This window comes from Hymenobacter perfusus (genome assembly GCF_003944765.1).
GTDB classification, from domain to species: Bacteria; Bacteroidota; Bacteroidia; order Cytophagales; family Hymenobacteraceae; genus Hymenobacter; species Hymenobacter perfusus.
Map to the genome: position 1 here is coordinate 474490 of NZ_RWIU01000002.1, position 22626 is coordinate 497115.

18 protein-coding genes are annotated in these 22626 nt (G+C 60.3%); 11 read left to right on the forward strand and 7 right to left on the reverse strand.

The genetic code is table 11. The features are described from left to right. Window positions 1–140: 140 nt before the first annotated feature. The 8 genes from EI293_RS08130 to EI293_RS08165 all read left to right on the forward strand — a co-directional run bounded on the left by EI293_RS08130 (window position 141) and on the right by EI293_RS08165 (window position 10732). Window positions 141–4493: a HAMP domain-containing protein gene (locus EI293_RS08130; protein ID WP_170170302.1), complete on the forward strand. Its 4353-nt coding sequence runs from the start codon at window positions 141–143 to the stop codon at window positions 4491–4493. 65 nt (window positions 4494–4558) lie between these two features. Next, window positions 4559–5086 (forward strand): chemotaxis protein CheW, encoded by a 528-nt coding sequence (locus tag EI293_RS08135; RefSeq protein WP_125436636.1) that lies wholly within the window; start codon window positions 4559–4561, stop codon window positions 5084–5086. Between the two features lie 51 nt (window positions 5087–5137). Next, the gene (locus tag EI293_RS08140; RefSeq protein WP_125436637.1) at window positions 5138–5521 is read left to right on the forward strand and encodes a response regulator; all 384 of its coding nucleotides are present in this window, start codon (window positions 5138–5140) and stop codon (window positions 5519–5521) included. Between the two features lie 59 nt (window positions 5522–5580). Beyond that, window positions 5581–6669 (forward strand): chemotaxis protein CheB, encoded by a 1089-nt coding sequence (locus tag EI293_RS08145; RefSeq protein ID WP_125436638.1) that lies wholly within the window; start codon window positions 5581–5583, stop codon window positions 6667–6669. Continuing rightward, window positions 6666–8297 (forward strand): chemotaxis protein CheA, encoded by a 1632-nt coding sequence (locus EI293_RS08150; RefSeq protein ID WP_125436639.1) that lies wholly within the window; start codon window positions 6666–6668, stop codon window positions 8295–8297. The genes EI293_RS08145 and EI293_RS08150 overlap by 4 nt, the downstream gene beginning before the upstream one ends. A gap of 60 nt (window positions 8298–8357) precedes the next feature. Then, window positions 8358–8996, forward strand: coding sequence for a chemotaxis protein CheC (locus EI293_RS08155; protein WP_246010579.1), 639 nt, complete (start codon window positions 8358–8360; stop codon window positions 8994–8996). A 152-nt stretch (window positions 8997–9148) separates the two neighbouring features. Then, complete coding sequence (gene speB, locus EI293_RS08160; protein ID WP_125436640.1) at window positions 9149–10240, forward strand: agmatinase; 1092 nt, start codon at window positions 9149–9151, stop codon at window positions 10238–10240. 156 nt (window positions 10241–10396) lie between these two features. Further along, entirely contained in the window at window positions 10397–10732 is a 336-nt protein-coding gene (locus tag EI293_RS08165) for a phage holin family protein (protein ID WP_125436641.1), read from the forward strand. Between the two features lie 76 nt (window positions 10733–10808). On the opposite strand, the gene EI293_RS08170 is transcribed toward EI293_RS08165, so the two are convergent. After that, a complete protein-coding gene (locus EI293_RS08170) occupies window positions 10809–11513 on the reverse strand; it encodes a DUF4349 domain-containing protein (RefSeq protein WP_125436642.1) in 705 nt (234 codons plus the stop codon). 168 nt (window positions 11514–11681) lie between these two features. Between EI293_RS08170 and EI293_RS08175 the strand changes: the two genes are divergently transcribed. Next, window positions 11682–12224: a GAF domain-containing protein gene (locus tag EI293_RS08175; protein ID WP_125436643.1), complete on the forward strand. Its 543-nt coding sequence runs from the start codon at window positions 11682–11684 to the stop codon at window positions 12222–12224. Here EI293_RS08175 and EI293_RS08180 read toward each other — a convergent pair. The 5 genes from EI293_RS08180 to EI293_RS22625 all read right to left on the reverse strand — a co-directional run bounded on the left by EI293_RS08180 (window position 12221) and on the right by EI293_RS22625 (window position 18480). After that, window positions 12221–12970: a DUF4349 domain-containing protein gene (locus EI293_RS08180; RefSeq protein WP_170170303.1), complete on the reverse strand. Its 750-nt coding sequence runs from the start codon at window positions 12968–12970 to the stop codon at window positions 12221–12223. The genes EI293_RS08175 and EI293_RS08180 overlap by 4 nt on opposite strands. 270 nt (window positions 12971–13240) lie before the next feature. Continuing rightward, entirely contained in the window at window positions 13241–14545 is a 1305-nt protein-coding gene (gene murA / locus EI293_RS08185; protein WP_125436645.1) for a UDP-N-acetylglucosamine 1-carboxyvinyltransferase, read from the reverse strand. Window positions 14546–14665: 120 nt separating this feature from the next. Continuing rightward, window positions 14666–15403, reverse strand: a complete 738-nt coding sequence (locus tag EI293_RS08190; protein ID WP_125436646.1) for a DUF4290 domain-containing protein — start codon at window positions 15401–15403, stop codon at window positions 14666–14668. 209 nt (window positions 15404–15612) lie between these two features. Beyond that, window positions 15613–17874, reverse strand: a complete 2262-nt coding sequence (locus EI293_RS08195; protein WP_125436647.1) for an ATP-dependent helicase — start codon at window positions 17872–17874, stop codon at window positions 15613–15615. A 6-nt stretch (window positions 17875–17880) separates the two neighbouring features. After that, window positions 17881–18480, reverse strand: a complete 600-nt coding sequence (locus EI293_RS22625) for a DUF6438 domain-containing protein (RefSeq protein WP_394343396.1) — start codon at window positions 18478–18480, stop codon at window positions 17881–17883. An 84-nt stretch (window positions 18481–18564) separates the two neighbouring features. On the opposite strand from EI293_RS22625, the gene EI293_RS08200 reads away from it, so the two are divergent. Next, window positions 18565–19716: a glycosyltransferase family 4 protein gene (locus EI293_RS08200; protein WP_170170304.1), complete on the forward strand. Its 1152-nt coding sequence runs from the start codon at window positions 18565–18567 to the stop codon at window positions 19714–19716. 120 nt (window positions 19717–19836) lie between these two features. After that, window positions 19837–20415, forward strand: coding sequence for a DUF3109 family protein (locus EI293_RS08205; protein WP_125436649.1), 579 nt, complete (start codon window positions 19837–19839; stop codon window positions 20413–20415). Between the two features lie 253 nt (window positions 20416–20668). On the opposite strand, the gene EI293_RS08210 is transcribed toward EI293_RS08205, so the two are convergent. Beyond that, entirely contained in the window at window positions 20669–22480 is a 1812-nt protein-coding gene (locus EI293_RS08210) for an alpha-amylase (protein WP_125436650.1), read from the reverse strand. Window positions 22481–22626: the final 146 nt, after the last annotated feature.

The window sequence follows — 22626 nt, forward strand, 5'->3', positions numbered from 1 at the left end:
ATTTGCAGTGTTCAAGTTTTTGGGCCCGATAGTGGCAAAGCGGGCTTATCTGCTACCTTTGTCTGTTCCGGAACCCTATCCCTGGAGGTTCCGTTTGTGCACCGCCTTCTCCTCCGCAGGCCCCGCCCCAAACCCCGTGTATGGCTTCAGCTAAGACGCCCAAAACCACCCTCCCGGCCTCGGCCGCTTCCGTTACTTCTGAGGTAGCCTCGGCTACGCCCGCAACGGTTGCCCCCAAAGGCAGTGCCACCCGGTCCAGCGGTAACCACACCCGCAAGAGTGGTACTACCACCAATGGCCGCTACGATACGCAGGACCCCGACTACATCAACGACCAGCTGAACCGGGTGCTCTATGCCCTCGACGCTTTCAAAAAAGGCGACGTATCGGTGCGGCTGACCAAACAGAACGACGACATCTTTGCCGAAATAGCCGAGGCCTACAACTCCATGGTGGAGATGATTGGCGGGGTAGGCGGCGAGGTGTCGCGCATCTCGAAGGTAGCCGGGGTGGAGGGCAACCTCAAAGCCCGCGCCTCCGGGGAAAACGCCGCCGGCTTCTGGCGCGACATGATCAACAACATCAACGGGCTGGTGGATAGCATTGCCGTGCCGGTGTTGGAGGTAGGCAAGGTGCTCAAGAACATTAGCAAAGGCAATCTGGACGAAACCTTCCAGATTCCGGTGTCGGGCGACTTCAAGGTGATGGCCGAAACCATCAACAAGACCATCGACAACCTCAACCTGTTTGCCGGCGAAGTAACCCGCGTGGCCCAGGAAGTAGGCACCGAAGGCAAACTGGGCGGCCAGGCATCCGTGCCCAACGTGGGCGGCATCTGGAAAGACCTGACCGACAACGTGAACTACATGGCCTCGAACCTGACGAGTCAGGTACGGGACATTGCCAACGTGGCCACCGCCGTAGCCAAAGGCGACCTGACCCAGAAAATCACCGTCGATGTGAAAGGGGAGCTGCTGCAACTCAAGCAGAACCTGAACCAGATGGTGGACTCACTCAACCTGTTCGCCGGCGAGGTAACCCGCGTGGCCCAGGAAGTGGGTACCGAAGGCAAGCTGGGCGGCCAGGCCTCCGTGCCCAACGTGGGCGGCGTGTGGAAACAGCTGACCGACAACGTAAATACGATGGCCTCGAACCTGACGCTTCAGGTACGGGACATTGCCAACGTAGCCACCGCCGTAGCTAAAGGCGACCTGACGCAGAAAATCACCGTCGATGTAAAAGGGGAGCTGCTGCAACTCAAGCAGAACCTGAACCAGATGGTGGACTCGCTCAACCTGTTCGCCGGCGAGGTAACCCGCGTGGCCCAGGAAGTAGGTACCGAAGGCCGCCTCGGCGGCCAGGCCATCGTGCCCAACGTGGCCGGGGTGTGGAAAGAGCTGACGGACAACGTAAACTACATGGCCTCGAACCTGACTTTGCAGGTACGGGACATTGCCAACGTAGCCACCGCCGTAGCTAAGGGCGACTTGAGCCAGAAGATTACCGTCGATGTGAAAGGGGAGCTGCTACAGTTGAAGCAGAACCTGAACCAGATGGTGGACTCGCTCAACCTGTTCGCTGGCGAGGTAACCCGCGTGGCACTGGAAGTGGGTACCGAAGGCAAGCTGGGCGGCCAAGCTTCCGTACCGAACGTGGCCGGCGTGTGGAAAGACCTCACCGACAACGTGAACTACATGGCCTCGAACCTGACCTCTCAGGTACGGGACATTGCCAACGTAGCCACCGCCGTAGCCCGCGGCGACCTGAGCCAGAAGATGACCGTGGATGTGAAGGGCGAAATCCTGGAGCTAAAGAACATCCTCAATCAGATGGTGGACTCGCTCAACATCTTCGGTGACGAAGTAACCCGCGTAGCCCGCGAGGTAGGTACCGAAGGCCGCCTCGGCGGTCAGGCCTCGGTGCCCCGCGTTGGCGGTACCTGGAAAGAGTTGACGGATAACGTAAACACGATGGCCTCGAACCTGACTTCTCAGGTACGGGACATTGCCAACGTGGCTACCGCCGTAGCCAAAGGCGACCTGACTCAGAAGATGACGGTGGATGTAAAAGGCGAGATTCTCGACCTGAAAAACATCCTCAATCAGATGGTGGACTCGCTCAATATCTTCGCCGGCGAAGTAACCCGTGTGGCCCGCGAAGTGGGTACGGAAGGTATCCTCGGCGGTCAGGCCAACGTGCCCAGCGTGTCGGGTACCTGGAAAGACCTCACAGATAACGTAAACACGATGGCCTCGAACCTGACTTCTCAGGTGCGGGACATTGCCAACGTGGCTACCGCCGTAGCCCGCGGCGACCTAAGCCAGAAGGTAACGGTAAACGTGCGCGGCGAGCTGCTGCAGCTGAAGGAAAACCTCAACCAGATGGTGGACTCGCTGAACACGTTCGGCGACGAAGTAACCCGCGTAGCCCGCGAAGTAGGCACGGAAGGCCGCCTCGGCGGTCAGGCCGTGGTACCCAACGTGCGCGGCACCTGGAAGGACCTCACCGACAACGTAAACTTCATGGCCGCCTCGCTCACCAGCCAGGTGCGCGACATTGCCAACGTAACCTCCGCTGTAGCCCGCGGCGACCTGAGCCAGAAAGTATCCGTTGATGTCAAAGGCGAGCTGCTCGACCTCAAGGACAACATCAACCAGATGGTGGACTCGCTCAACGTATTTGCCGGCGAAGTAACCCGCGTAGCGCAGGAAGTAGGTACCGAAGGCCGCCTCGGCGGCCAGGCCAACGTGCCCAACGTTTCGGGTGTGTGGAAGGACCTCACCGACAACGTAAACACGATGGCCGCCAACCTCACCACGCAGGTGCGGGGCATTGTGAAAGTAGTAACCGCCGTTTCGCAGGGTGACCTGACCCAGAAGCTGACCCTCGACGCCAAAGGCGAGGTGGCTGAACTTGCCGAAACCATCAACCGCATGGTGGACGACCTGAACCGCCTCGCGGTGGAAGTTAGCCGCGTAGCTAAAGTGGCCGGGGTGGAAGGCAAGCTGACCGAGCGCGCCACGGTAACCGACGTGTCGGGCTCGTGGAAGGAGCTGGTGGATACGCTTAACGCCCTCATCGAATCCATCGCCTCGCCGGTGCTGGAGGTGAGCCGCGTGGTACGAGCCATTTCGGAAGGCGACCTGCAACAGCAGGTGGAAATCGAAACCACCGGCGACATTCGCGCCATGGCCGATGCCCTCAACATTGCCGTGGATAACCTCAACGAGCTGCTGGGCGAAATCAACGAGTCGTCGCAGATTGTGGGCGAGTCGTCGGAGGAAATGGTGGTGAAAGGGCAGGAGATGAGCCGGGTAACCGTCGACGTGGCCCTGGCCATGCAGCAGATGGCCGAAGGCGCGCAGAACCAGGCCCTCAAAACCGACCAGGCCTTCAAGCTGATTGAAGAAATCATGCAGGCCACCAAGGAAACAGCCGGGAAGGCCGATGTCGGCATCAAGGCGGCTATCCTGGGTGAGCAGACTTCCCAGCTCGGTCTGAAAACCGTGGCCGAGGTGGTGAAAAACATGGAGGAAATCAGCAACGCCGCCGCCCAGACCTCCAAAACCATCGAAGTGCTCAGCACGCGGTCCGGGGAAATCAGCAAGTCGCTGGGTGTGATTACCGACATTGCCTCCCAGACCAATCTGCTGGCTCTGAACGCCGCCATCGAAGCCGCCCGGGCCGGGGAAGCTGGCCGGGGTTTCGCGGTAGTAGCCGAGGAAATCCGTAAGCTGGCTGAGGGCTCCCGCAAGTCGGCCAGCGAAATTGCCACGCTGGTAGAGGACGTGCGGAAGGATACCACCTCCGCTGCCTCCGCTATCAGCACCATGGAAGGCCGGGTACTGAAAGGCAAGAATGCCACCTTCGAGGCCAGCTCGGCCTTCAAGAACATTGCCACTAGCTCGGGCGAAACCCTGCGCACCTCTCGCGACATTCTCACGGCTACTGAGGTCCAGAAAACTTCTATCGGCGACGTGGTGAAGTACGTGGAAGAAGTGGTAGCCATTGCCGAGCAGACGGCCTCGGGTACGCAGCAGGTAGCCAGCACCGCCAAGCAGCTCTCCTCCAGCATGCAGGAGCTGACCACCAGCAGTCAGAAGCTTACCGACATTGCCGACGACCTGCAGTTGGGCCTCTCGGCCTTCCAGCTGATGGAAGACCTAGAGCCCGAACCCGAGCCGGAACCGGAGCCAATCCGTCGGCGGCCCCTGACCCGCCGCGCCAGCGCCCAGCCGGCAGTGGTCCCTGCCGCTCCGGTCCGCGCTGCCCGCCGCTCATCGGCCGCGCCGGTAGTGGCCGATGAGCCCGCCGCGCCAAACCGTCGGGCCAGTGCCCGCCGCGCCGCCGTGTTGACCGCCACCGAAGCACCAGCCAACGCAACGGCCACCCGGAAAGCGGGTGCTCGTCGCGCGGCAAAGGTGGAAGTGGCTGTGGCTCCGGCTGAAACGCCGGCTCCCAAGGCGCGGGCCCCGAAGCGCAAAGCCAAATAAGTTTTCACTTTCCCTGATCCACTGCGTGGCCCCCGGCCGCGCAGTGGGTTGCTATTCCCTCAGGCATGCCTGAATCTGAAAAAAGTGCCAAACAGGACCCCATTATTCAGCTGATTGTATTTCGGCTGGGTGAGGAGGAGTACGGTATCCGCATCGAGCAGGTGAAGGAGGTGACCATCACCCCGGAAATTGCCCGCATGCCCAAAACGCCGCCCTTTGTGAAAGGCATTGCCAACCTGCGCGGTGACATTATTGCGGTAATTGATTTGGAGGAGCGGTTCCGGTTGCGGTCCGCCGGCCAGGAAATGCCGGCCGTTTCGTACACCATGGCCATTGAGGCCAAGGAGTACACCATCGGCATCATGGTGCGCGAGGTGCCCCAGCCGCTATCTATTGCGCAGTCCATCATCGAAAAAGCCCCGGAGTTCATCCAGGACATCAACATTCACGACAAATACATTGAGGGCATTGCCAAAATCGACAGCCGCATTATTGTAGTGCTCGATATGCTCAAGCTGCTCACCCCGTCCGAAATCATGCAGCTACAGCCGAAAGGGGAATCTTCCCCCGCCGGTAGCCGTACACAAGCATAGCCTGACTGGACCGTTCAGCTTATTTCCCTCATTCCGCTTTTTACCCTTCTCATGAAAAACCGCATCCTCATCGTCGACGACTCCTTTTACATGCGTACGATGCTCAAGAATATGCTCACCGACGCCGGCTATGAGGTGGTAGGCGAGGCAGCCAACGGTCAGCAGGCCCTGGAAATGGCCGCTGCCACCCGCCCCGATTTGATTACCCTCGATGTGATTCTGCCCGATAACACGGGCTTGGATGTGCTCAAAGGAATCCGCCTGGATCAGCCCGACGTGAAGGTGGTGATGTGCTCGGCCGTGGGCCAGGAAGTAATTGTAAATGAGGCCCTGGAAAGTGGTGCCACAGCCTATATCGTGAAGCCCTTCTCGGAAGAAAAGGTGCTGGAAATTGTGGGTAGCGCCCTGCAGGAAGCTGCTTCCGATCAGGCCTAACTTGACTTTCCAGGGTCCGGTCTGAGCCGGACTCTCTGCTTCCGTGTAGCCGTTTTATCGTGTCTGCTTCCACACCTTCTTTTACTGTTCTGCTTGGCAACCTGCCCACTTCGGTGCGGGCCGGGTTAGTTCGGCTGCTCCTGCCCGGTTCCGATATGGAGTTGGTAGGACCGGCCGCGTCTACTGCTGAGCTACCCACGCTGGCCCGGCGTCTGCGGCCCGCAGTGGTGATGGTGGCGGAAGACCAGTTGCTAGGGTTGGAGCAACTGCGGCGGCATTATCCGGTGCCGGTACTGCTCTATAGCTCGCAGGCTCCATTACCCGGCATGTTGCGGGAAGCAGCGCGGCTGGGCGTATACGATTACGTTATGCCGGCCCCGATAACCGGGCTGGAACTGGCTGAGTGGCATCGGGTACTTAAGCGCAAACTCCGGGCCTCACAGCCTAAGCCAGTAGTTCCGGACGCCTCTGTGCCGCTCATGACTGAGCGAATTCATACGATGCCGCTGCCCCCGCGTGGCATTGTGGTAATTGGCGGGTCCACGGGAGGCGCCCCTGCCGTAGAGGAAGTACTCCGTAATCTGCCCGCTGGTTTCCCTTGGGCCATTCTGATAGCAGTACATTTACCGGTACATTTTACCGAGTCGTTGGTAGAACGGCTGCGGCGCGCTACGGTGCTGCCGGTAATGGCTGCCACCAGCGGAACCCGACTGGAGGCTGGACAAATAGTGGTTGCTCCCGGCGGCCATAACCTGATAGTTCGGCCTATTACTGACAGCCCTTGGCTTGGTTGGCAAACTGATTTCGTAAGCGAGGCTGGCCTGGACGTGCCTTCTGTAGATATTCTTATGCAGTCGGCAGCTCGTTTAGCGGGTCGTAATGTGTTGGGAGTGGTGCTCACTGGCCTGGGGCAGGATGGCACGGCCGGGGCCCGTAGTATTCGGCAGCAGGGGGGCACGGTAGTCGTGCAGGATGAGGCATCTTCCGCCGTTTTTGGCATGCCCAAAGCTGTCATTCAGGCGGGGTTGGCCAATGATGTGTTGCCGTTGCCAGCGGTGGCCGACTACATTATACGTCATGCGCAGCCCCTCATGGTGGGACTAGCCGGGCGGTATTCTTCCCGTATTCAACCCGTACCGGCCCGATGAAATCACGCGAGCAGGAATACCGGGAGATTTTCATGTCTGAGGCGTTGGAATACTACGACGCCATGAGCCGGCATATCAGTGAGCTGGAGCGCAGTCCCACCGATGAGTCGGCCCTTAATGAGCTGTTCCGGCTCATGCACAACCTCAAGTCCAATGCCCGGGCCATGGGTTACACTCCCATCGGGGAGGTGGCCCACCACATGGAAACCATCTTCGGGCTGATTCGGGACAAGGAAAAAGCCTTCACCGGCTCAGTAGTACCAGTGCTCTTCAAGGGAATTGATACCATTGGGGAGATGGTGCGGGCGGTGGGAGCCAATGAGGATTTGCCCGACGTGGTCCACCTGACGGCTAACCTCGACCGCCTAGTGCAGGGGGAAGAGCCGATTCTGGAGCCGGAAACTACTGACGACGAAGACGCTACCCGTAAGCTGGAGCTGTCGGATCTGGTGTATATCCAGGTGAAAAAGCTCGACCACCTGATGAATCTGGTGGGGGAGTTGATTATCGACCGGGACCGGGTGCTCACGCTAAGCCAGGAAATCGGCAATCCGGCCCTGATAGCCGCCGCCGCTCACCTCTCGCGTATTGCCGATGAACTGCAGTACAGCGTGATGGATGCCCGTCTGGTAGGCGTCGGGTCCCTGTTCAGTAAGTTCCCCCGCGTGGTGCGCGACGTGGCCATGGCCGAGAAAAAGGACGTGGAGCTGACCATGACCGGGGAAGACATCCAGATTGACCGGAATATCCTGCAGATTATCACCGATGCCCTGCTGCATCTGGTGCGTAACGCCATCGGCCACGGCCTCGAAACGCCCGCCGAGCGGGTAGCTGCCGGTAAGCCGGCTCAGGGGCATCTGCTGCTCTCCGCCCAGACGGAGCGCGACGATGTGCTGGTGCAGGTGCGCGACGACGGCCGGGGCATCAATGTGGAAAGCGTGCGGCGCAAGGCCGTGGAGCGCGGGCTGGTAGCCGCCAACGTGGCCGCCACCCTCGATGATAATGCAGTGCGGGCCTTCCTCTTCGAGCCGGGTTTCTCCATGGCCAAGGAAGTAACCGAAATTTCGGGCCGGGGTGTGGGGCTGGATGTTGTGAAGCTGGCTATCGACTCACTGGGCGGCCAACTGCGCGTTGATTCGGTCCTGGGCCAGGGAACCACGTTTACGCTGGTGCTCCCCACATCCATTGCCGTGAAGGGCGCGCTGCTGTTCCAGCTGGACCAGCGTAACTACGCCATTCCCCTCATGCATACCGATTCGGTGGTGTCGCTGCTACCGGAAAACTTCAACGTGGTGGGCGGCATGCTGCTCACCCGGATTCAGGACGAAAATGTGCCGGTGGTGTCGCTGCGCCGGCTGCTGCACAACGGCGACGGTCCGCTGCCGCCCGCTGTCAGAACCGACCTCGAAGGCCGGCAGGACATCATCATCGTCAACTACAACAACCGCCGGTTGGGCCTCATTGTCGACCGGTTTTTACGCCAGCAGGATATCGTGGTGAAACCCATGAGTAAACCGCTGGATACCATTGACTTGTTTGGCGGCGTGACGCTGTTGGGCAGCGGGCAGGTATGCCTGGTGCTGGATGTGCCCGCGTTAACTCGACTGTTTTTAGCCAAACGACCATAACTCTCGTATTGCAGACCCCCGGCGGCCGGTTACGGCTGGCTGCCATTTCAATTGATTCCTATGGATTTGCACATGACGGAACTGGAGCGGGATATCATCCGCGAAATCCTGAATATCGGGCTGGCTCGTGCCGCCGATTCATTCGCGGTTATCGCCCAGGAGCGCGTAATGCTGGAAGTGCCCAACCTCGATATCGTATCGGGTAAAAGCATTCTGGACAAGGTAACCGAGCTGCAGACCAACCATGTCGTTATCCAGTCCGACATCCGGGGCGACTTCAACGGTACTACGCTCATGTTCTTTTCCGGCCAGCACGTCCAGCGACTCTCGCGGGTGTGCTTGCGCATGAGCACTTCCGACTCCGTCAATATCGATGAGATGCAGGAGTCGTTGCTGCTGGAAATCAGCAACATCATCACCGGGGCTCTGGTCACGCAGCTGGCCAACATTCTGAAGGCTCACATTTATGGTGCGCCGCCCGCGCATCCGCGCGGCGATATGGCTGCCGCCTTGCGAAGCCTGTTGCTCGACCGGCCGATGGTGCAGCCACTTATCTTCTCGGTGGTCACGCAATTTTCTGATAAAGACAACTCAGTGGAGCTGCCGCTGATGATTTTCTTTGACCGGGATACGTTTGAGAAGATTCTGGAAATTATCCGCACTTACGACTTCATGGGCGGCCAGCAGCCAAATCTGTAAGATAGCGGCCGTGTGCCGCGTCAGTTTGACGGTGCCCGTGGCCCCTGCGGTCGGGAACAACGACCACTTTGGGTGGCGTTGCTCCCGGCGCGGGGGCCGCGGCCGTATACCGAATTCTCTACTCTCTTTTTTACTCTCAAATTTCTTCTACTATGGCTGATTCTGCTTCTGCGCTGGAGCGCAAGCTTGCCAGTTTTGACCCGAATGCTTTGGGCGACACGGCCGGCGGCCTTTTTGGGCTGCCCTTTACGCCCGAGGAGGCCCAGGTAGTGGTAGTGCCTGTTCCATGGGAGGTAACCGTATCCTACCGCGCCGGTACCGCCGCCGGCCCCGAAGCCATCCGCACGGCCTCTTTGCAGGTAGACCTCTACGACCCTGACCTGCCCGACGCCTGGCGCATGGGCCTGGCCATGGAGGAATCCGACGAAAAGATTGCCACCGAGAGTCACGCGCTGCGGCCGCTGGCCGAAGAGTACATCGGCTGGCTGGAAGACGGGGAGCCGGAGGAAACCCATGCCTCTTTCGTGGATGTGCCTACCCGCATCGGCCAGCGCGGCCAGGCGCTGCTGGAGTGGCTGAAGGCCAAAACCGGCGCGCTGCTGGACGCCGGCAAGGGCGTGGTGGTGCTGGGCGGCGACCATAGCACGCCGCTGGGCTACCTGCACGCGCTGGCTGAGCGCCATGACGAGTTCGGGATTCTGCAGTTTGATGCCCACTGCGACCTGCGCCCGGCCTACGAGGGGTTTGAGTTTTCGCACGCCTCCATAATGTACAATGCCCTCAAGCTGCCCCAAGTAAAGAAGCTGGTGCAGGTGGGTATCCGCGACTATTGCCAGCAGGAGGCCGAGTACGCGGCCCAGAGCAACGGCCGCGTGATTATGTTCACCGACCGGTTTCTGCAGAACGAAATGCTGGGCGGCAAGTCGTGGAAGAAGGAGTGCAAGAAGATTGTGGCCCAACTGCCTGCTAAGGTGTACCTGAGCTTCGATATCGACGGCCTCGACCCCAAACTGTGCCCCGGCACCGGCACGCCCGTACCCGGCGGCCTGGAGTTCGAGCAGGCCCTGTACCTGATCCGGATGGTCGTGCGCTCAGGCCGCACCATCATCGGCTGCGACCTGAATGAAGTAGCCCCCGGCGACACCGAGTGGAACGCCATTGTGGGCGCCCGCCTGCTCTACCATATGGCCAACTGGATGGGCGTGTCGCAGGGCCGCCTGCAAGCCCGGGCAGTGGAGAAATAAGCTTCGCGTCAGCCAAAGGCACAGAATAGCCGCCGGGTAGGCCTGAACAAATACGGTTCAGCTTACCCGGCGGCTGTTACTTTTTCGCGCCGACTACGTACAGCATCAAACTCCCTGAATTCTGTACTTTTCTCACCTAATCCCCTCCTGATTCGCATGGGCTTTATCCTCAAATTTCTGCTGTCGGCCATCATCACGTATGTGCTGGCCAAATTTCTGCCCGGCTCGCAGATTGGCGGTTTCGGCGACGCCATTATTCTGGTCGTGGTCTTAGCTATCCTAAACGCGGTAGTAAAGCCGATTCTCAAAATTGTGGGCTTCCCGATTACCGTTCTTACGCTGGGCCTGTTCCTGTTCGTGATTAACGCCCTGATTGTGATGCTGGCCAGCTACCTGCTATCAGGCTTTGAAATCGACGGCTTCTTCTCCGCCCTGATTTTCAGCATTGTGCTGTCGTTAGTGACGTCGGTAGTCGATATGATTGTCGACTAACTTCAGGCTACAACTACTAGGTACAAGGCCCCCGCATCAACCGATGCGGGGGCCTTGTGCGTACTACGGCAGGGCCTTACGCCGCCAGTCGCCGCCAATGGCGGTAGAGCAGCCAGGCGGCAATCAGCAAGGAAAGGGGCCACAGGTACGTAAGCGCCACGAAAAATTCGCCCAGCAGATTCCAGCCGAAGCGCAGGCCGGCCACCAAACGCGGTACCATGGGCGGCTGCGGGGCCATTTCGGCAGGTATGGGCTGGTAGTAGAACAGGCTGAGCGTGCCCATCGTGGCCTCCTCGGCCAGCAGTTTATCCTGGGCCGATAGTACGGAAGCCGCCGTATCCTGGGTGCGTACCTGCCACTGCTCACTAGCCAGGTCGCGGGAGGTGATATCCTTGCTTTCCACGTAGCCCAGGCGGCCCAGCGCGTAGGTCAGCGGCACAAACCGCGCCGATGGTACCCGGATACTCAGGTGTTGGGTGTGGCGGCCGTCTTGCGTGGCTTCGTGGGCTTCGGCCAGGTAGGCACCGTGGGCGTAGAGCAGGGTATCAAGGCGGCTGGTGGTGGCCTCGAAATCGGTTACCTGCATGTGCATTTCGCCCTGGTAAATCATGGGACGGTGCGTTTGCCAGAGCCGGCCCAGCGGGACGTTGGTATGCGCGGCGGCCGGGGGGACTACCAGCTCCTGCACGGCCGCTTCAGCCGCTACTTCTTTCTGTTGTTGCTGGGCGCAGCTACCCAGCAATACTCCCGCTAACGGGAGTAGTTGCCATAGTTTTTTCATCGGATACGTGGGGGAAATGACGGGATGAAAAAGCTGCGCAGCTTCTGCCGGTTCATACGCCCCACAGCAAAACGTAACCCGCTGTTCGATCAACTACGCCGTCTTGGGCGCGTACAAGCAGCGCGGCCGGCTGTTGCCGAGGCGCGTTTTTTAGTCGAAAAAATACCCATGTTCAACTCCTTGCTACCCGCCGTGCAAACGGCTCTGGTCCACACCCCCGAGCCGGCAGCCGCCTTCCAAGCCACCCTGCAATTGGTGGGTGAATACCTGCACGCCGACCGGTGCTTTTTGTACGTGCGCGACCCGGCCGCCGGGCGGGGCCGCATTGCCTTCTGCTGGCGGCGTACCGCCGCTATTCCCGACCCGCGCCACGACTGGCAGGACGATACCACCGACCTGCCCCAACAGGATCCGCTGTTTCGGGCGGCGCTGGCGGCCCGGCCCTCAGTGTACGTGGAGGACGTAGAAACCGCGCCGCCTACGGTGCTCAACCGCGCCTTCGAGCAAGAAACCTTTGGTCACAGCGCCCTGATTCACGCGCACATCACCGAAAACGGCCGGCTCTGGGGGATTCTGCAGCCCTGCCTGTTCGGGCAGCCCCGGACCTGGACGCCCGCCGAGCACACGGCCGTGGAAAGCGTGTTGTCGCTGCTGCTGCCAGTTATTCAGCAGTACATGGGCACCGTATCCACCCAAGCCGGGGGCGTTTAGTGCTGCCGTGCCCGGGCCCGGCGCCGACGCCACCACCGGCGCAGCAGTGCGGCGGCGGCCAGCAGCAGCAAGGCCAGCGGCCAGGCTGCTACCAAACCCAGCAGCACATCAATACACCACTGCCAGCCGCTGTAGAACGACTCCACCAGCCGGCTCCCGAACGACAGCACCGGCTGGTCGGGAGTGGGGCGGGTGAGGGGCTGGTAGTACACGAGGGTGATGGTGGAGAAGCCGACTTCATCGTTGAGGGCGCGCAAGCGGCTTTCGGTGGCCTCAATGTCCTCCCGGATCTTGCCCATGCTTTCCTCGATTTCGAGAATGTCGGATACTTTGCTGGCCTTGCCCAGCAACGCCAGGTAGCGCTGCTCCAGGGCACGCTTGGAGCGCAGCCGCGCCGAAACGTCGGCGTGCTGGGCCGTCACGTCATCGGTGGTCAGCTCCTGGCTTTCTACCGTACCCAGGCGACCCAGGCCCCGCAGCAGTCCCTGAAACCGGCCGGGCGCCACCCTGATTTTCATGCGGTGCCGCCATTCCTCGTCGGCACGGTTTTCAGAAACTTCCTCCACATATGCCCCGGCGGCCCGCGTGAGGCTATCCATGCGTGCGTTGGTGGCGGGCACGTCGGCTACTTTCATCCGCACCTCGGCATGGTACACCAGCTTGCGGCTGGCCGCCGGCTGGGCCGTGACCAAGGCTGCCGTACCGCCCAGCTCATCGGATGACTCCATTGGGGGAGCTTCCAGCATCTGAACCGCCAGTAATTTCTCGGAAGCCTCAGGGACACTGGAAGGTTCAGACTGACTGCAGGCCAGCAGTCCGGCAAGGCCGAGCAGGGGAAAAAACGGGGCGATTCGCATACATGCGCACGATAAGGATAACCCGATACACCTCACCCAACTGCACTTTTTCTTAACGCTACTGCAGGCTCCGGCAGTATAGCCTACCGACTATAAAACCAACGACCCGACCGCCGCTGAGGGCAACCGGGTCGTTGGTTTTACCGGGAGGCAGCCGTTTTATAGCCGGCGAATCTGGGCGCCGAGGGCGGTCAGGCGCCTGTCGATGTGCTGGTAGCCCCGGTCAATCTGCTCCACGTTTTCAATTACGCTGCGGCCTTCAGCGGAAAGCGCGGCAATGAGCAAAGCCACGCCGGCCCGGATATCGGGTGAGGTCATGGTAATGCCGTGCAGGCGCTTCTGCTGGTCGAGGCCGATAACGGTGGCGCGGTGCGGGTCGCAGAGAATCACCTGCGCGCCCATGTCGATGAGCTTGTCCACGAAAAACAGGCGCGACTCGAACATCTTCTGGTGAATCAGCACTGTGCCTTTGGCCTGGGTGGCCACTACCAGTACAATGCTGAGCAGGTCGGGCGTGAAGCCGGGCCAGGTGTGGTCCGAAACCGTCAGGATGGAGCCGTCGAGATAAGTGGCAATTTCGTAGTGGTCCTGAGCCGGAATGTGGATATCGTCACCTCGAAACTCCAGCTGGATGCCCAGCTTGCGGAACGTGTCGGGGATGATGCCCAGCTCCGGAATCTGGCAGTCCTTAATGGTGATTTCCGAGCCCGTCATGGCCGCCAGCCCAATGAAGGAGCCGATTTCAATCATGTCGGGCAGCATGCGGTGGTCGGTGCCGCCGAGGCGCTCCACGCCTTCAATGGTGAGCAGGTTGGAGCCGATGCCGTTGATGTTCGCGCCCATGCGCACCAGCATCTTGCACAACTGCTGCAGATACGGCTCGCAGGCAGCGTTGTAGATGGTGGTGGTGCCCTTGGCCAGAGATGCCGCCATCAGAATGTTGGCCGTGCCCGTTACCGAGGCTTCGTCCAGCATCATGTACGCGCCGGTCAGGCCGTTTTCGGCTTTGATGCGGTAGAAGTCGAGGCCTTCCAGCGTGAGCTTGCCGCCGAGCTTCTCCAGCCCCAGGAAGTGCGTGTCCATCGGCCGCCGGCCGATTTTGTCGCCGCCGGGCTTGGGCAACTGGCACCGGCCGAAGCGGGCCAGCATCGGGCCCAGAATCATCACGGAACCGCGCAGCGCGCCGGCTTGGGCTATGAACTCGGGCGTATCAAGGTAGTCCAGGTTCACGGCGTCGGCCTGGAAGCGGTAGGTGTCGGAGGCGAGCTTGCCCACCTTCACGCCCATGTCGCGCAGCAGCTCAATGAGCTTGTTGACGTCGCGGATGTCGGGGATGTTGGAAATCGTGACGGGCTCCTCGGTGAGCAATACGGCGCACAGAATCTGGAGCGCTTCGTTTTTAGCGCCCTGGGGCACAATTTCACCTTTCAGCGGCTTACCGCCAATCACTTCAAAAGAGGCCATGCTTGGAGAGAGGTGAGAAGGCGAAACACAAGAAGTGAGACAATGTTCAGACGGCTTCGTAGGGCGCTAAAACATTGTCTCACCTCTTATATCTCACATCTCAGGTCTGATAAAAAATACTTACTGCGGGGGTTGTTGGGGTTCCTGACGGCCTTTTTTGCCGCCGCCGCGCCGCTGCTTGTCGCGGCGGTTGTTGTTACCGCCGCGCCGCTCGGAACGGTCCGAACGGTCGGAGGAGCGTTCCTGGCGGGGCTGGGGTACGATGAACGGCGTGGGCCGGCCGCCGGTGCTGGTAGCGGGCTGAGTGGCAAACTCAAACAGGTTCTGGGCATCCACCTGAGCCGGGTCGAGGGTGAGCTGGCCGCCGGAAAGCTCCTTCAGGTGCTTGAGAATGGTGACGTCCTTGGCGTTTTCCTTGTTGTGGGAACGGTACAGGAACTTCATAGTGCGCCCAATGACGATGGTCGCCTGCTCCCGCTCGGTGGCATCTTCCAGGCGCAGCGCCTGCTCAATGAGTAGCTCCACGGAACGGCCGTAGGCGCGCAGCTTGGGGCCTTTGCTGGGGTACACCACCCGCTGCGGCGCGGTTCGGCTGGCGGGCGAAATCAGCGCGAATGGCGCGTCAATATCCAGCTCGCCGTCGGCCATTTCGTAGAGGTGGTTCCAGACTTTCTCCTGGGAGTTGGGCTGGTCGCGCAGGCTGGGCTGCAGGCGGAAGATGAGCTGCACAATCTGCTGGGCGCGGCGGGTTCGCTCGTCGCGGTCCTCGATGGCGGCCAGCTGCTGCACCAGCTGAAACGTGCTCTGGCCGTATTCGCGCTGTAGCAGCTCGTGTTTATGAAGGGAAGGTAAGATCATTGAAATGGTATTCGAAGGGTCAAATATACGCCAAACCTTGCCCCGTTGGCATTCTGTTTTGCACAGAAGCCGGCCGGGCAAGGTTGGCAAAAGAGGCAGCCAGGGGCTACGCTCTTCTAAAGTAACGGAAATGAGCAGAAGCCGGACAGAACCGGGGCCTTTCGGGCCCGGCCGGCGGCCGCCCTGGAAGGCCACGCTACCCCGCTGGGTTAATGGATGCGCAGCTTGGCGAAGCTCAGGAGCAGAGTTTTCTCGCCCACTTCCTCAAACTGAATAATGGCCTTGATAGAGCCGGCCTGGTCTTCGAGCTTGCTCACGGTGCCGAACCCGAACTTGGGGTGCTCCACCCGCTGGCCGGTTTGCAGGTTGCTGGTATCGGAGGGCTTGAAGTCGGCGGGGGCTACGTATTTGGTGGCTACGGTTTTGCGCGGGGTGGGCGGAATCAGGTTCGAGCGGCGCTCAAACACGTGCCCGAACGGCGACTCGCCCGGTCCGGCGCGGTCGGGCCCGGGGCCGGCCGAGTACTTGAAGTCCACAAACTTCGGGTCGATTTCGTCGAGGAAGCGGCTTTTCTCGCAGCTGCGCAGGTTACCCCACTGGTAGCGGGAGGTGGCGTAGCTCAGGGTCAGCTTCTTTTCGGCGCGGGTGATGGCCACGTAAAACAGCCGGCGTTCCTCCTCCAGGTCGGCCCGGGAAGTAATCATCATCTGGCTCGGAAACAGATTTTCCTCCATGCCCACGATGTAGACGTTGCGGAACTCCAGGCCTTTGGCCGAGTGAATCGTCATCATCGTCACCTGCTCGCCCTCGGCCTGGGCGTCCTTGGTATCAGCGTCCGTCACCAGGGCAATGTCCTGCAGAAACGCGCCGAGGCTCTTTTCCTCCCGCTCGGGGTCTTCCACGAAGGCCTTCACGCCGTTCAGCAGTTCCTGGATGTTCTCGTAGCGGCTCAGGCCCTCGATGCTCTTGTCGGCGTAGAGCTCCTCAATCATGCCCGAGTTCTTGGCAATGAACTTGGCAGCTTCGAAGGCATCGTCTTTGGCCGCCACGGCGGTGTAGGCCTTGATTTTCTCGGCGAAGTCCACAATGGGGTTGGCCGTGCGGGTGGGCAGAAACTTATCGGCGTTACTGACCACTTCCCAGATGGTGTGGTTGGTTTCCTCGGCCGAGGAAATCAGCTTGGCCAAAGTAGTGTCGCCGATGCCGCGCTTGGGGTAGTTGATGACGCGGCGCAACGCCTGCTCGTCGTTGGGGTTCACCGTGAGGCGCAGGTAGGCCACCAGGTCCTTGATTTCCTTGCGCTGGTAGAAGCTCAGGCCGCCCACAATCTTGTACTTGATGTTGAGCTTGCGCAGGGATTCCTCCATGGCCCGGCTCTGGGCGTTGGTGCGGTACAGGATGGCAAAGTCGTCGTACGACAGATGCTGGTTCATCTTGTCCTCGTAGATGCTCTGGGCCACCAGCTTGCCTTCCTCGTTGTCGGAGGCAGCCTTCAGCACCTCAATCAGCGGGCCTTCCTCGTTGTCCGAGAAAACGTCTTTACGCAGCTGAGCCTGGTTGTTTTTGATAACCGAGTTGGCCGCCCACACGATGTTCTTGGTGGAGCGGTAATTCTGCTCCAGCTTGAACACCTGCAGCTCGGGGTAGTCCTTCTCGAAGTTGAGAATGTTCTGAATATCGGCGCCCCGGAAGGCGTAGATGCTCTGCGCGTCGTCGCCGACCACGCAGATGTTGCGCTCCTTGGCGGCCAGCTTGCGGGCAATCAGATACTGCGAGTAGTTGGTGTCCTGGTACTCGTCCACCATCACGTACCGGAACATGTTCTGGTACTTGTTCAGTACGTCGGGGTGGTCCTTGAACAGTACGTTGGTCTGGTAGAGCAAATCGTCGAAGTCCATAGCCCCGGCCTTGAAGCAGCGGTTGGCGTACTGCTGGTAAATCGCGCCCAGCTTGGGCCGTAGCGAGGCCTCGTCGTCCTGGCGGATAACGGGGTCGTTGAGATACTGCTGCACCGAAATCAGCTTGTTCTTGGCCGAGGAAATCCGCCCCAGCACCATGTTGGGCTTGTAGAGCTTGTCGTCGATTTCCAGCTCCTTGAGAATTTGCCCGATCAGGGTTTTGGAATCCTGGGTGTCGTAGATGGTGAAGGAGCGGGGGTAGCCGATTTTATCGGCCTCGGAGCGCAGAATGCGGGCGAAAATGCTGTGGAAAGTGCCCATCCACAGGTTTTTGGCCTCGGGGCCGACTACCTTCTCAATCCGGGCGCGCATCTCTTTTGCGGCCTTGTTGGTGAAGGTGAGGGCCAGGATATTGAAGGGGTTGACGCCCTGCTCCAGCAGGTTGGCAATGCGGTAAGTGAGCACCCGGGTTTTGCCCGAGCCCGCGCCGGCGATAATCATGCAGGGGCCTTCAATTTGCATCACGGCGGCCGCCTGCGAGGGGTTCAGTAACGAGTGATAATCGAGTCCCATGCGTAATCAGTCAGAATCGGAAACTAAGCTTTTTGGCTTATTAGCAAAGGTACGGCTTTGGGGTGGGGGAAGGAAATTACGCCGATAGTTTGCAGGTGGCGGAGGAAAAGGACGTTGCACGAAAGTGTCAAAGCTGATACTGTCAGGCGCAGGATGTAGGGCCAGTACCGAATCCTTCCGTACCACCCAAGTGTATATTTTCAATAATGGTTCTGGTAAAGCGCCGTCGGAGCCCAAGAAGTGCTTTTTTCCATCGGAAGTATATAGGATGAACTGGACCTGGGGAGCATCGTCTATCTGGGCGTAAGTGTCAGGTAAGGAATCCAGATGGAGCTGATTGATCTGGTTTACTGCTGCCAGCCAAAGCTGCTCCGTTACCTTGCCCCGGTAATTGCCCCGGTGCCGGGCAAATTCCCCTCCGTAGTAGGCACAGAACAAGGAACTGTCCATATCGAGGGCAAACTCAGGGCAACTCCCGTAGCAGCTACTGCCGGCCACGACTATGCGGTAGAGCCCGTACCGATTAGGAGCCGGTGCGGGACGTGGCTGACAGGTCGAGCACAAAACGCCGACAACAGTAAGTAGGAGCTGCAAACGAATAAGCATAAGTCAAAATAAATGGTAACAATGGCTGTGGGGCGGGTGGTGAAGATAGGAGTTCGCGCATCATACGCCCCGTATCTTCGCGCCATGAACCCTGCCATTCCGCCCGCCGCCGTGTTTCCGCTGTCCATTTTGTGCCTGTCGGATAGCTGGGGCGGGCTGGAGTTGAACACGGCCCGGTTTGCCGGCTGGATGCAGCAGCGGGGCTGGCCGGTGCAGGTGATAACCCGCGCCGGCTCCCCCCTGGCCGTCCGCGCCGCCGAGCTGGGCCTGCCCGTAGTGCCCTTCCACAACCCTTGGAAAGCCCTGGACGTGCCCGCCGCCCGCCGGCTGGCCAGGGTGTGGGCGCAGTTCGGTACCCGGGCCGTCATCATCACCCGCAACGCCGATTTGGGCGTGGCCGTGCTGAGCAAGCGGCTGTTCAGCCCCGGTATGCCGCTGGTGTATCAGCAGCATATGCAGCTGGGGCTAGCCAAGCGCGGGCTGGTGCATACGCTGCGCTACAACGCCCTGGCCGCCTGGCTCTCACCCTTGCCCGGCCTGGCCCGGCAGGTGCTGGAGAAAACCCGGCTGGCCCCCGCCAAGCTGCACGTAGTGCCGTTGGGTGTGGAGTTGGAGAAGTTCACGGATGCGCAGCTGACCACCACCGAAGCCCGCCGCCAGCTACATCTGAAGCTGCCCGCCGGGGCCGTGCTGCTGGGCCTTATCGGGCGGTTTGATGATGGCAAGGGCCAGGATTTTGTGGTGGAGGCCCTGGCCCGGCTGCGGCCCCGGTTCCCGCAGCTGCACCTGCTGCTGGTCGGGGAGCCCACCCGCAACGAAGGCACCGCTTACTACGACACGCTGCTGACCCGCATCCGGGAGCTAGGCCTTTCGGATGCCGTACACCTGCGCGGCTTCACGCCCCAGCCCGAAGTGGCCTACCGCGCCCTCGACGTCTCGGTAACGGCCTCCGTGAACGAAACCTACGGCATGGTGACCATTGAGGCGCTGGCGGCGGGCCGGCCGGTGGTGGGCGCGGCAGCCGGCGGTACCCGGGAGCTGCTGGACGATAACCGCACCGGCCTGCTGTTCGAGCTGCGAAATATTGATTCGTTTGCGGCCTGCATTGAGCGGCTGCTCACGGAGCCCGGCCTGGCCGGGCGGCTGGGCGCTGCCGGGCAGGCCGAGGCGTTGGATACGTACGCCCACACCCGGCAGTGCGAGCTGACGGAACAGGTGCTGCGGGCCGTGGGGTAATTCGGTATCTTTGCGGCTAGATTTCCCGCAGTGGTTCGCAGTGGAAGGCGCAGTGGTTCGCAGTGAACGACCACCGCGAACCACTGCGCCTTCCACTGCGAACCACTGCGCGACAACTCCATGATTCAGATCCAGCACACCATCATTTCCGACGATATTCGGGACAATTTCTTCGTTTGTAACCTCGAAGCCTGCAAAGGTGCCTGCTGCGTGGAAGGCGACCTGGGCGCGCCGCTGGAGGACGAGGAGCTGCAGATTCTGCAGAACGAGTACGAGGCCATCAAGCCCTTCCTCACTGAGGCCGGCCGCGAGGCCATCGAGCAGCAGGGCCTCTACATCAAGGACTGGGAGGGCGACTACAGCACCACCACCATCAACGACCGGGAGTGCGCCTATGCCCTCTACGACGAGCGGGGGATCCTCAAGTGCGGCATCGAACAGGCCTACCTGGCCGGCGCCACTTCGTTCAAAAAGCCCATTAGCTGCCACCTGTACCCCATCCGCATCACCAAGTACGACGGCTTCGAGGCCCTGAACTACGACCGGTGGACCATCTGCTCGCCCGCCTGCTCCTTCGGGGCCAGCCTGGGCGTGCGCATCTATCAGTTCCTGAAAGAACCCCTCATCCGCAAGTACGGCGAGGCGTGGTACGGCGAGCTGGTAACGGAAATCGAGCAGGGCGGGGAAGCAGTAAAGTAGGCTTCGCGCTGAAGGGTACTTGCCAAAAAAATCATAAAAAAGGGTCGGCCAAGTGGCCGACCCTTTTTCGAAAATAGAAGCTGTTTAGGAAGTTAGAGGAGTTAAAAAAGACCGTCATGCTGAGCTTGTCGAAGCATCTCGCGTGTTGACATCAGATTAGTATCTCAACATCAGCACGCGAGATGCTTCGGCAAGCTCAGCATGACGGTCTACTACTTCCTAAACAGCTTCATAGAACATCAGGAAGAGTTGCTTACTGCCAGGTTTCGGTGCGGGTCTGGCTGGAGCCGCTGGGCGTGAAGGTGCGGTTGGCGCCGCCTTCGTAGAGCACGTTGCCGGCTGCATCCTTGCGGATGTACTTATACTGCACGCTGGTGCCGCTGGTCAGGTTAATGGTGCCTTTCCACACGGGGTAGGTAGCGCCGCTGAGCTTAATGGCGTTGGCCGTATTCCAGGCACCCAGTTGGGCGGTGCTGCCCAGTACGTACACATCCTGCCCCGATACGGTGCCGCTGTACGTGACGTTGAACGATACGGCCGTGGTACCGCCGGTGGGGGGAGGCGTGGTGCCGCCGGTGCTGCCGGGTACCCACACCGCGTAGCTGCGGGCGTTTACCGGGAATACGCCGGTGCCATTGGCGTCGGTGGTCACGGTGCCGCCGGTGTTGCCGGTTTTGTCGGTCAGCGTGGCGCTCTTGAAGGGCGTGGTGATGGTTTTGGTGCGGGCCGAGCCGCCGTCGTTGAGCAGCATCAGCAGGCCTTTGTGGGTGGCGTCGCCGGCCCGGGAGTAGGCGTACACGTCGGCGTCGTTGACGCTGGTGTATTCGGCGGCGGCCCCGTAGGCGTTGGCCTGGCGGATGCCGTTCAGCGTCTTGATCTGGTTGCCGAGGCCATAGTTGTAGTAATCCTTGTAGAATACACAGGGGTAGCCGTTGGCACGGGTCAGGATGTAGGCGTAGGCCAGCATCTTGAAGTTGGTAACGGGTGAGTACAGCGCGCCGGGGTGGTCGGTGTCGTGGTTATCCACAAAGCTCACCGACAGCGTCGGGTTCGACTCGGTGAAACCGGCAAACTGCAGGCCGCGCATATCCCAGCTGCCGTTGCCGTTGCTCATGTCCTGGAAGGTGTAGTGCAGCGGCACGTCAAACAGGCTGGTGCGGCCCCCGGTAGCGGCGGCGTAGTTCTTCAGGTCCTGCAGGTTACGGAACCAAGCCTCGCTCACGGCAAAGCGGCCGTTGGTTTTCACCGCGTCCAGCCACTGGTTTACGTAGGGCGTGTAAATGTGCTTGGTGGCATCGAGGCGGTAGCCGTCGAGGCTCATCTTGGTGGTAATCCAGTTGCCCCAGTTGATGGTTTCGGTCTGGTTGGACGCGTTGTTGTTGTACTGGATTTCCGAGCCCAGCAGGTTGTCGTAGGCGTCGTTGTTGGCGTAGGGCTGGAAGTCCCAGCTTTTCCACTGGTACCAGCCATTGTTGGGCGCCTGCTGCGTGCCGGTGAAGTTGTTGAAGCCCCACTTGTAGCTGCTATACGTATTGCCGCGGCCGGGGAAGTTGAACTTAGTGTACACCAGGTTGCCATTCACGTTTTCCTGCGCATCGGCCCAGGCCATGTGGTTCATTACCATGTCCTCGTACACCTGCAGGCCCTGGCCCTTCATGGCCCCGATAGCAGTCTGCAGCTGCCCGATGGTGCCGTAACGCGTGGCTACGGAGCCTTTCTGGTTGAATTCGCCCAAATCGTAGCGGTCATACACGCCGTAGCCGACGTCGCTTTGGCTGCCACCTTTGTAGGCTGGGGGCAGCCAGAGGGCCGTAATGCCAGCGGCCTTCAGCTCAGCTGCCTTGGAGCCCAGCACCTGCCACCAGGTGCCCTGCGCGTTGCTGATTGGCACATCCCAGTAAAACGCCTGCATCATCACGCCATTGGTCACCACGGCATTCTGGCCAGATGAAGTGGCCTGGGGCACGGCCGTGGCCGTGGGCTGCAGTTCCTCTTTGCTGCACGAAGACAACAGGGAACCAGCCGCCAGCAGCCCCGAGAGGGCTACGGTCAGTTTTGCTTTCATAAAAGTGGGTGTTTTGGTTAGTGGGATTAGAACACTGCAAGTATACAGGGCACCAGTCGAAATCTGCCTATTCGAAACACGAGTAGCAGCATAATTTAGTGAGTAATCACTAACCTCCGTTAATCTCTTTTTTAAGCAATATCCGG

Excerpts from the sequence above, each read along its gene's own strand:
- EI293_RS08130 (WP_170170302.1), top strand. The coding sequence starts at position 141 with ATGGCTTCAGCTAAGACGCCCAAAACCACCCTCCCGGCCTCGGCCGCT.
- EI293_RS08135 (WP_125436636.1), top strand. The coding sequence starts at position 4,559 with ATGCCTGAATCTGAAAAAAGTGCCAAACAGGACCCCATTATTCAGCTG.
- EI293_RS08140 (WP_125436637.1), top strand. The coding sequence starts at position 5,138 with ATGAAAAACCGCATCCTCATCGTCGACGACTCCTTTTACATGCGTACG.
- EI293_RS08150 (WP_125436639.1), top strand. The coding sequence starts at position 6,666 with ATGAAATCACGCGAGCAGGAATACCGGGAGATTTTCATGTCTGAGGCG.
- EI293_RS08155 (WP_246010579.1), top strand. The coding sequence starts at position 8,358 with ATGGATTTGCACATGACGGAACTGGAGCGGGATATCATCCGCGAAATC.
- speB (WP_125436640.1), top strand. The coding sequence starts at position 9,149 with ATGGCTGATTCTGCTTCTGCGCTGGAGCGCAAGCTTGCCAGTTTTGAC.
- EI293_RS08165 (WP_125436641.1), top strand. The coding sequence starts at position 10,397 with ATGGGCTTTATCCTCAAATTTCTGCTGTCGGCCATCATCACGTATGTG.
- EI293_RS08170 (WP_125436642.1), bottom strand. The coding sequence starts at position 11,513 with ATGAAAAAACTATGGCAACTACTCCCGTTAGCGGGAGTATTGCTGGGT.
- EI293_RS08175 (WP_125436643.1), top strand. The coding sequence starts at position 11,682 with ATGTTCAACTCCTTGCTACCCGCCGTGCAAACGGCTCTGGTCCACACC.
- EI293_RS08180 (WP_170170303.1), bottom strand. The coding sequence starts at position 12,970 with ATGCTGGAAGCTCCCCCAATGGAGTCATCCGATGAGCTGGGCGGTACG.
- murA (WP_125436645.1), bottom strand. The coding sequence starts at position 14,545 with ATGGCCTCTTTTGAAGTGATTGGCGGTAAGCCGCTGAAAGGTGAAATT.
- EI293_RS08190 (WP_125436646.1), bottom strand. The coding sequence starts at position 15,403 with ATGATCTTACCTTCCCTTCATAAACACGAGCTGCTACAGCGCGAATAC.
- EI293_RS08195 (WP_125436647.1), bottom strand. The coding sequence starts at position 17,874 with ATGGGACTCGATTATCACTCGTTACTGAACCCCTCGCAGGCGGCCGCC.
- EI293_RS22625 (WP_394343396.1), bottom strand. The coding sequence starts at position 18,480 with ATGCTTATTCGTTTGCAGCTCCTACTTACTGTTGTCGGCGTTTTGTGC.
- EI293_RS08200 (WP_170170304.1), top strand. The coding sequence starts at position 18,565 with ATGAACCCTGCCATTCCGCCCGCCGCCGTGTTTCCGCTGTCCATTTTG.
- EI293_RS08205 (WP_125436649.1), top strand. The coding sequence starts at position 19,837 with ATGATTCAGATCCAGCACACCATCATTTCCGACGATATTCGGGACAAT.
- EI293_RS08210 (WP_125436650.1), bottom strand. The coding sequence starts at position 22,480 with ATGAAAGCAAAACTGACCGTAGCCCTCTCGGGGCTGCTGGCGGCTGGT.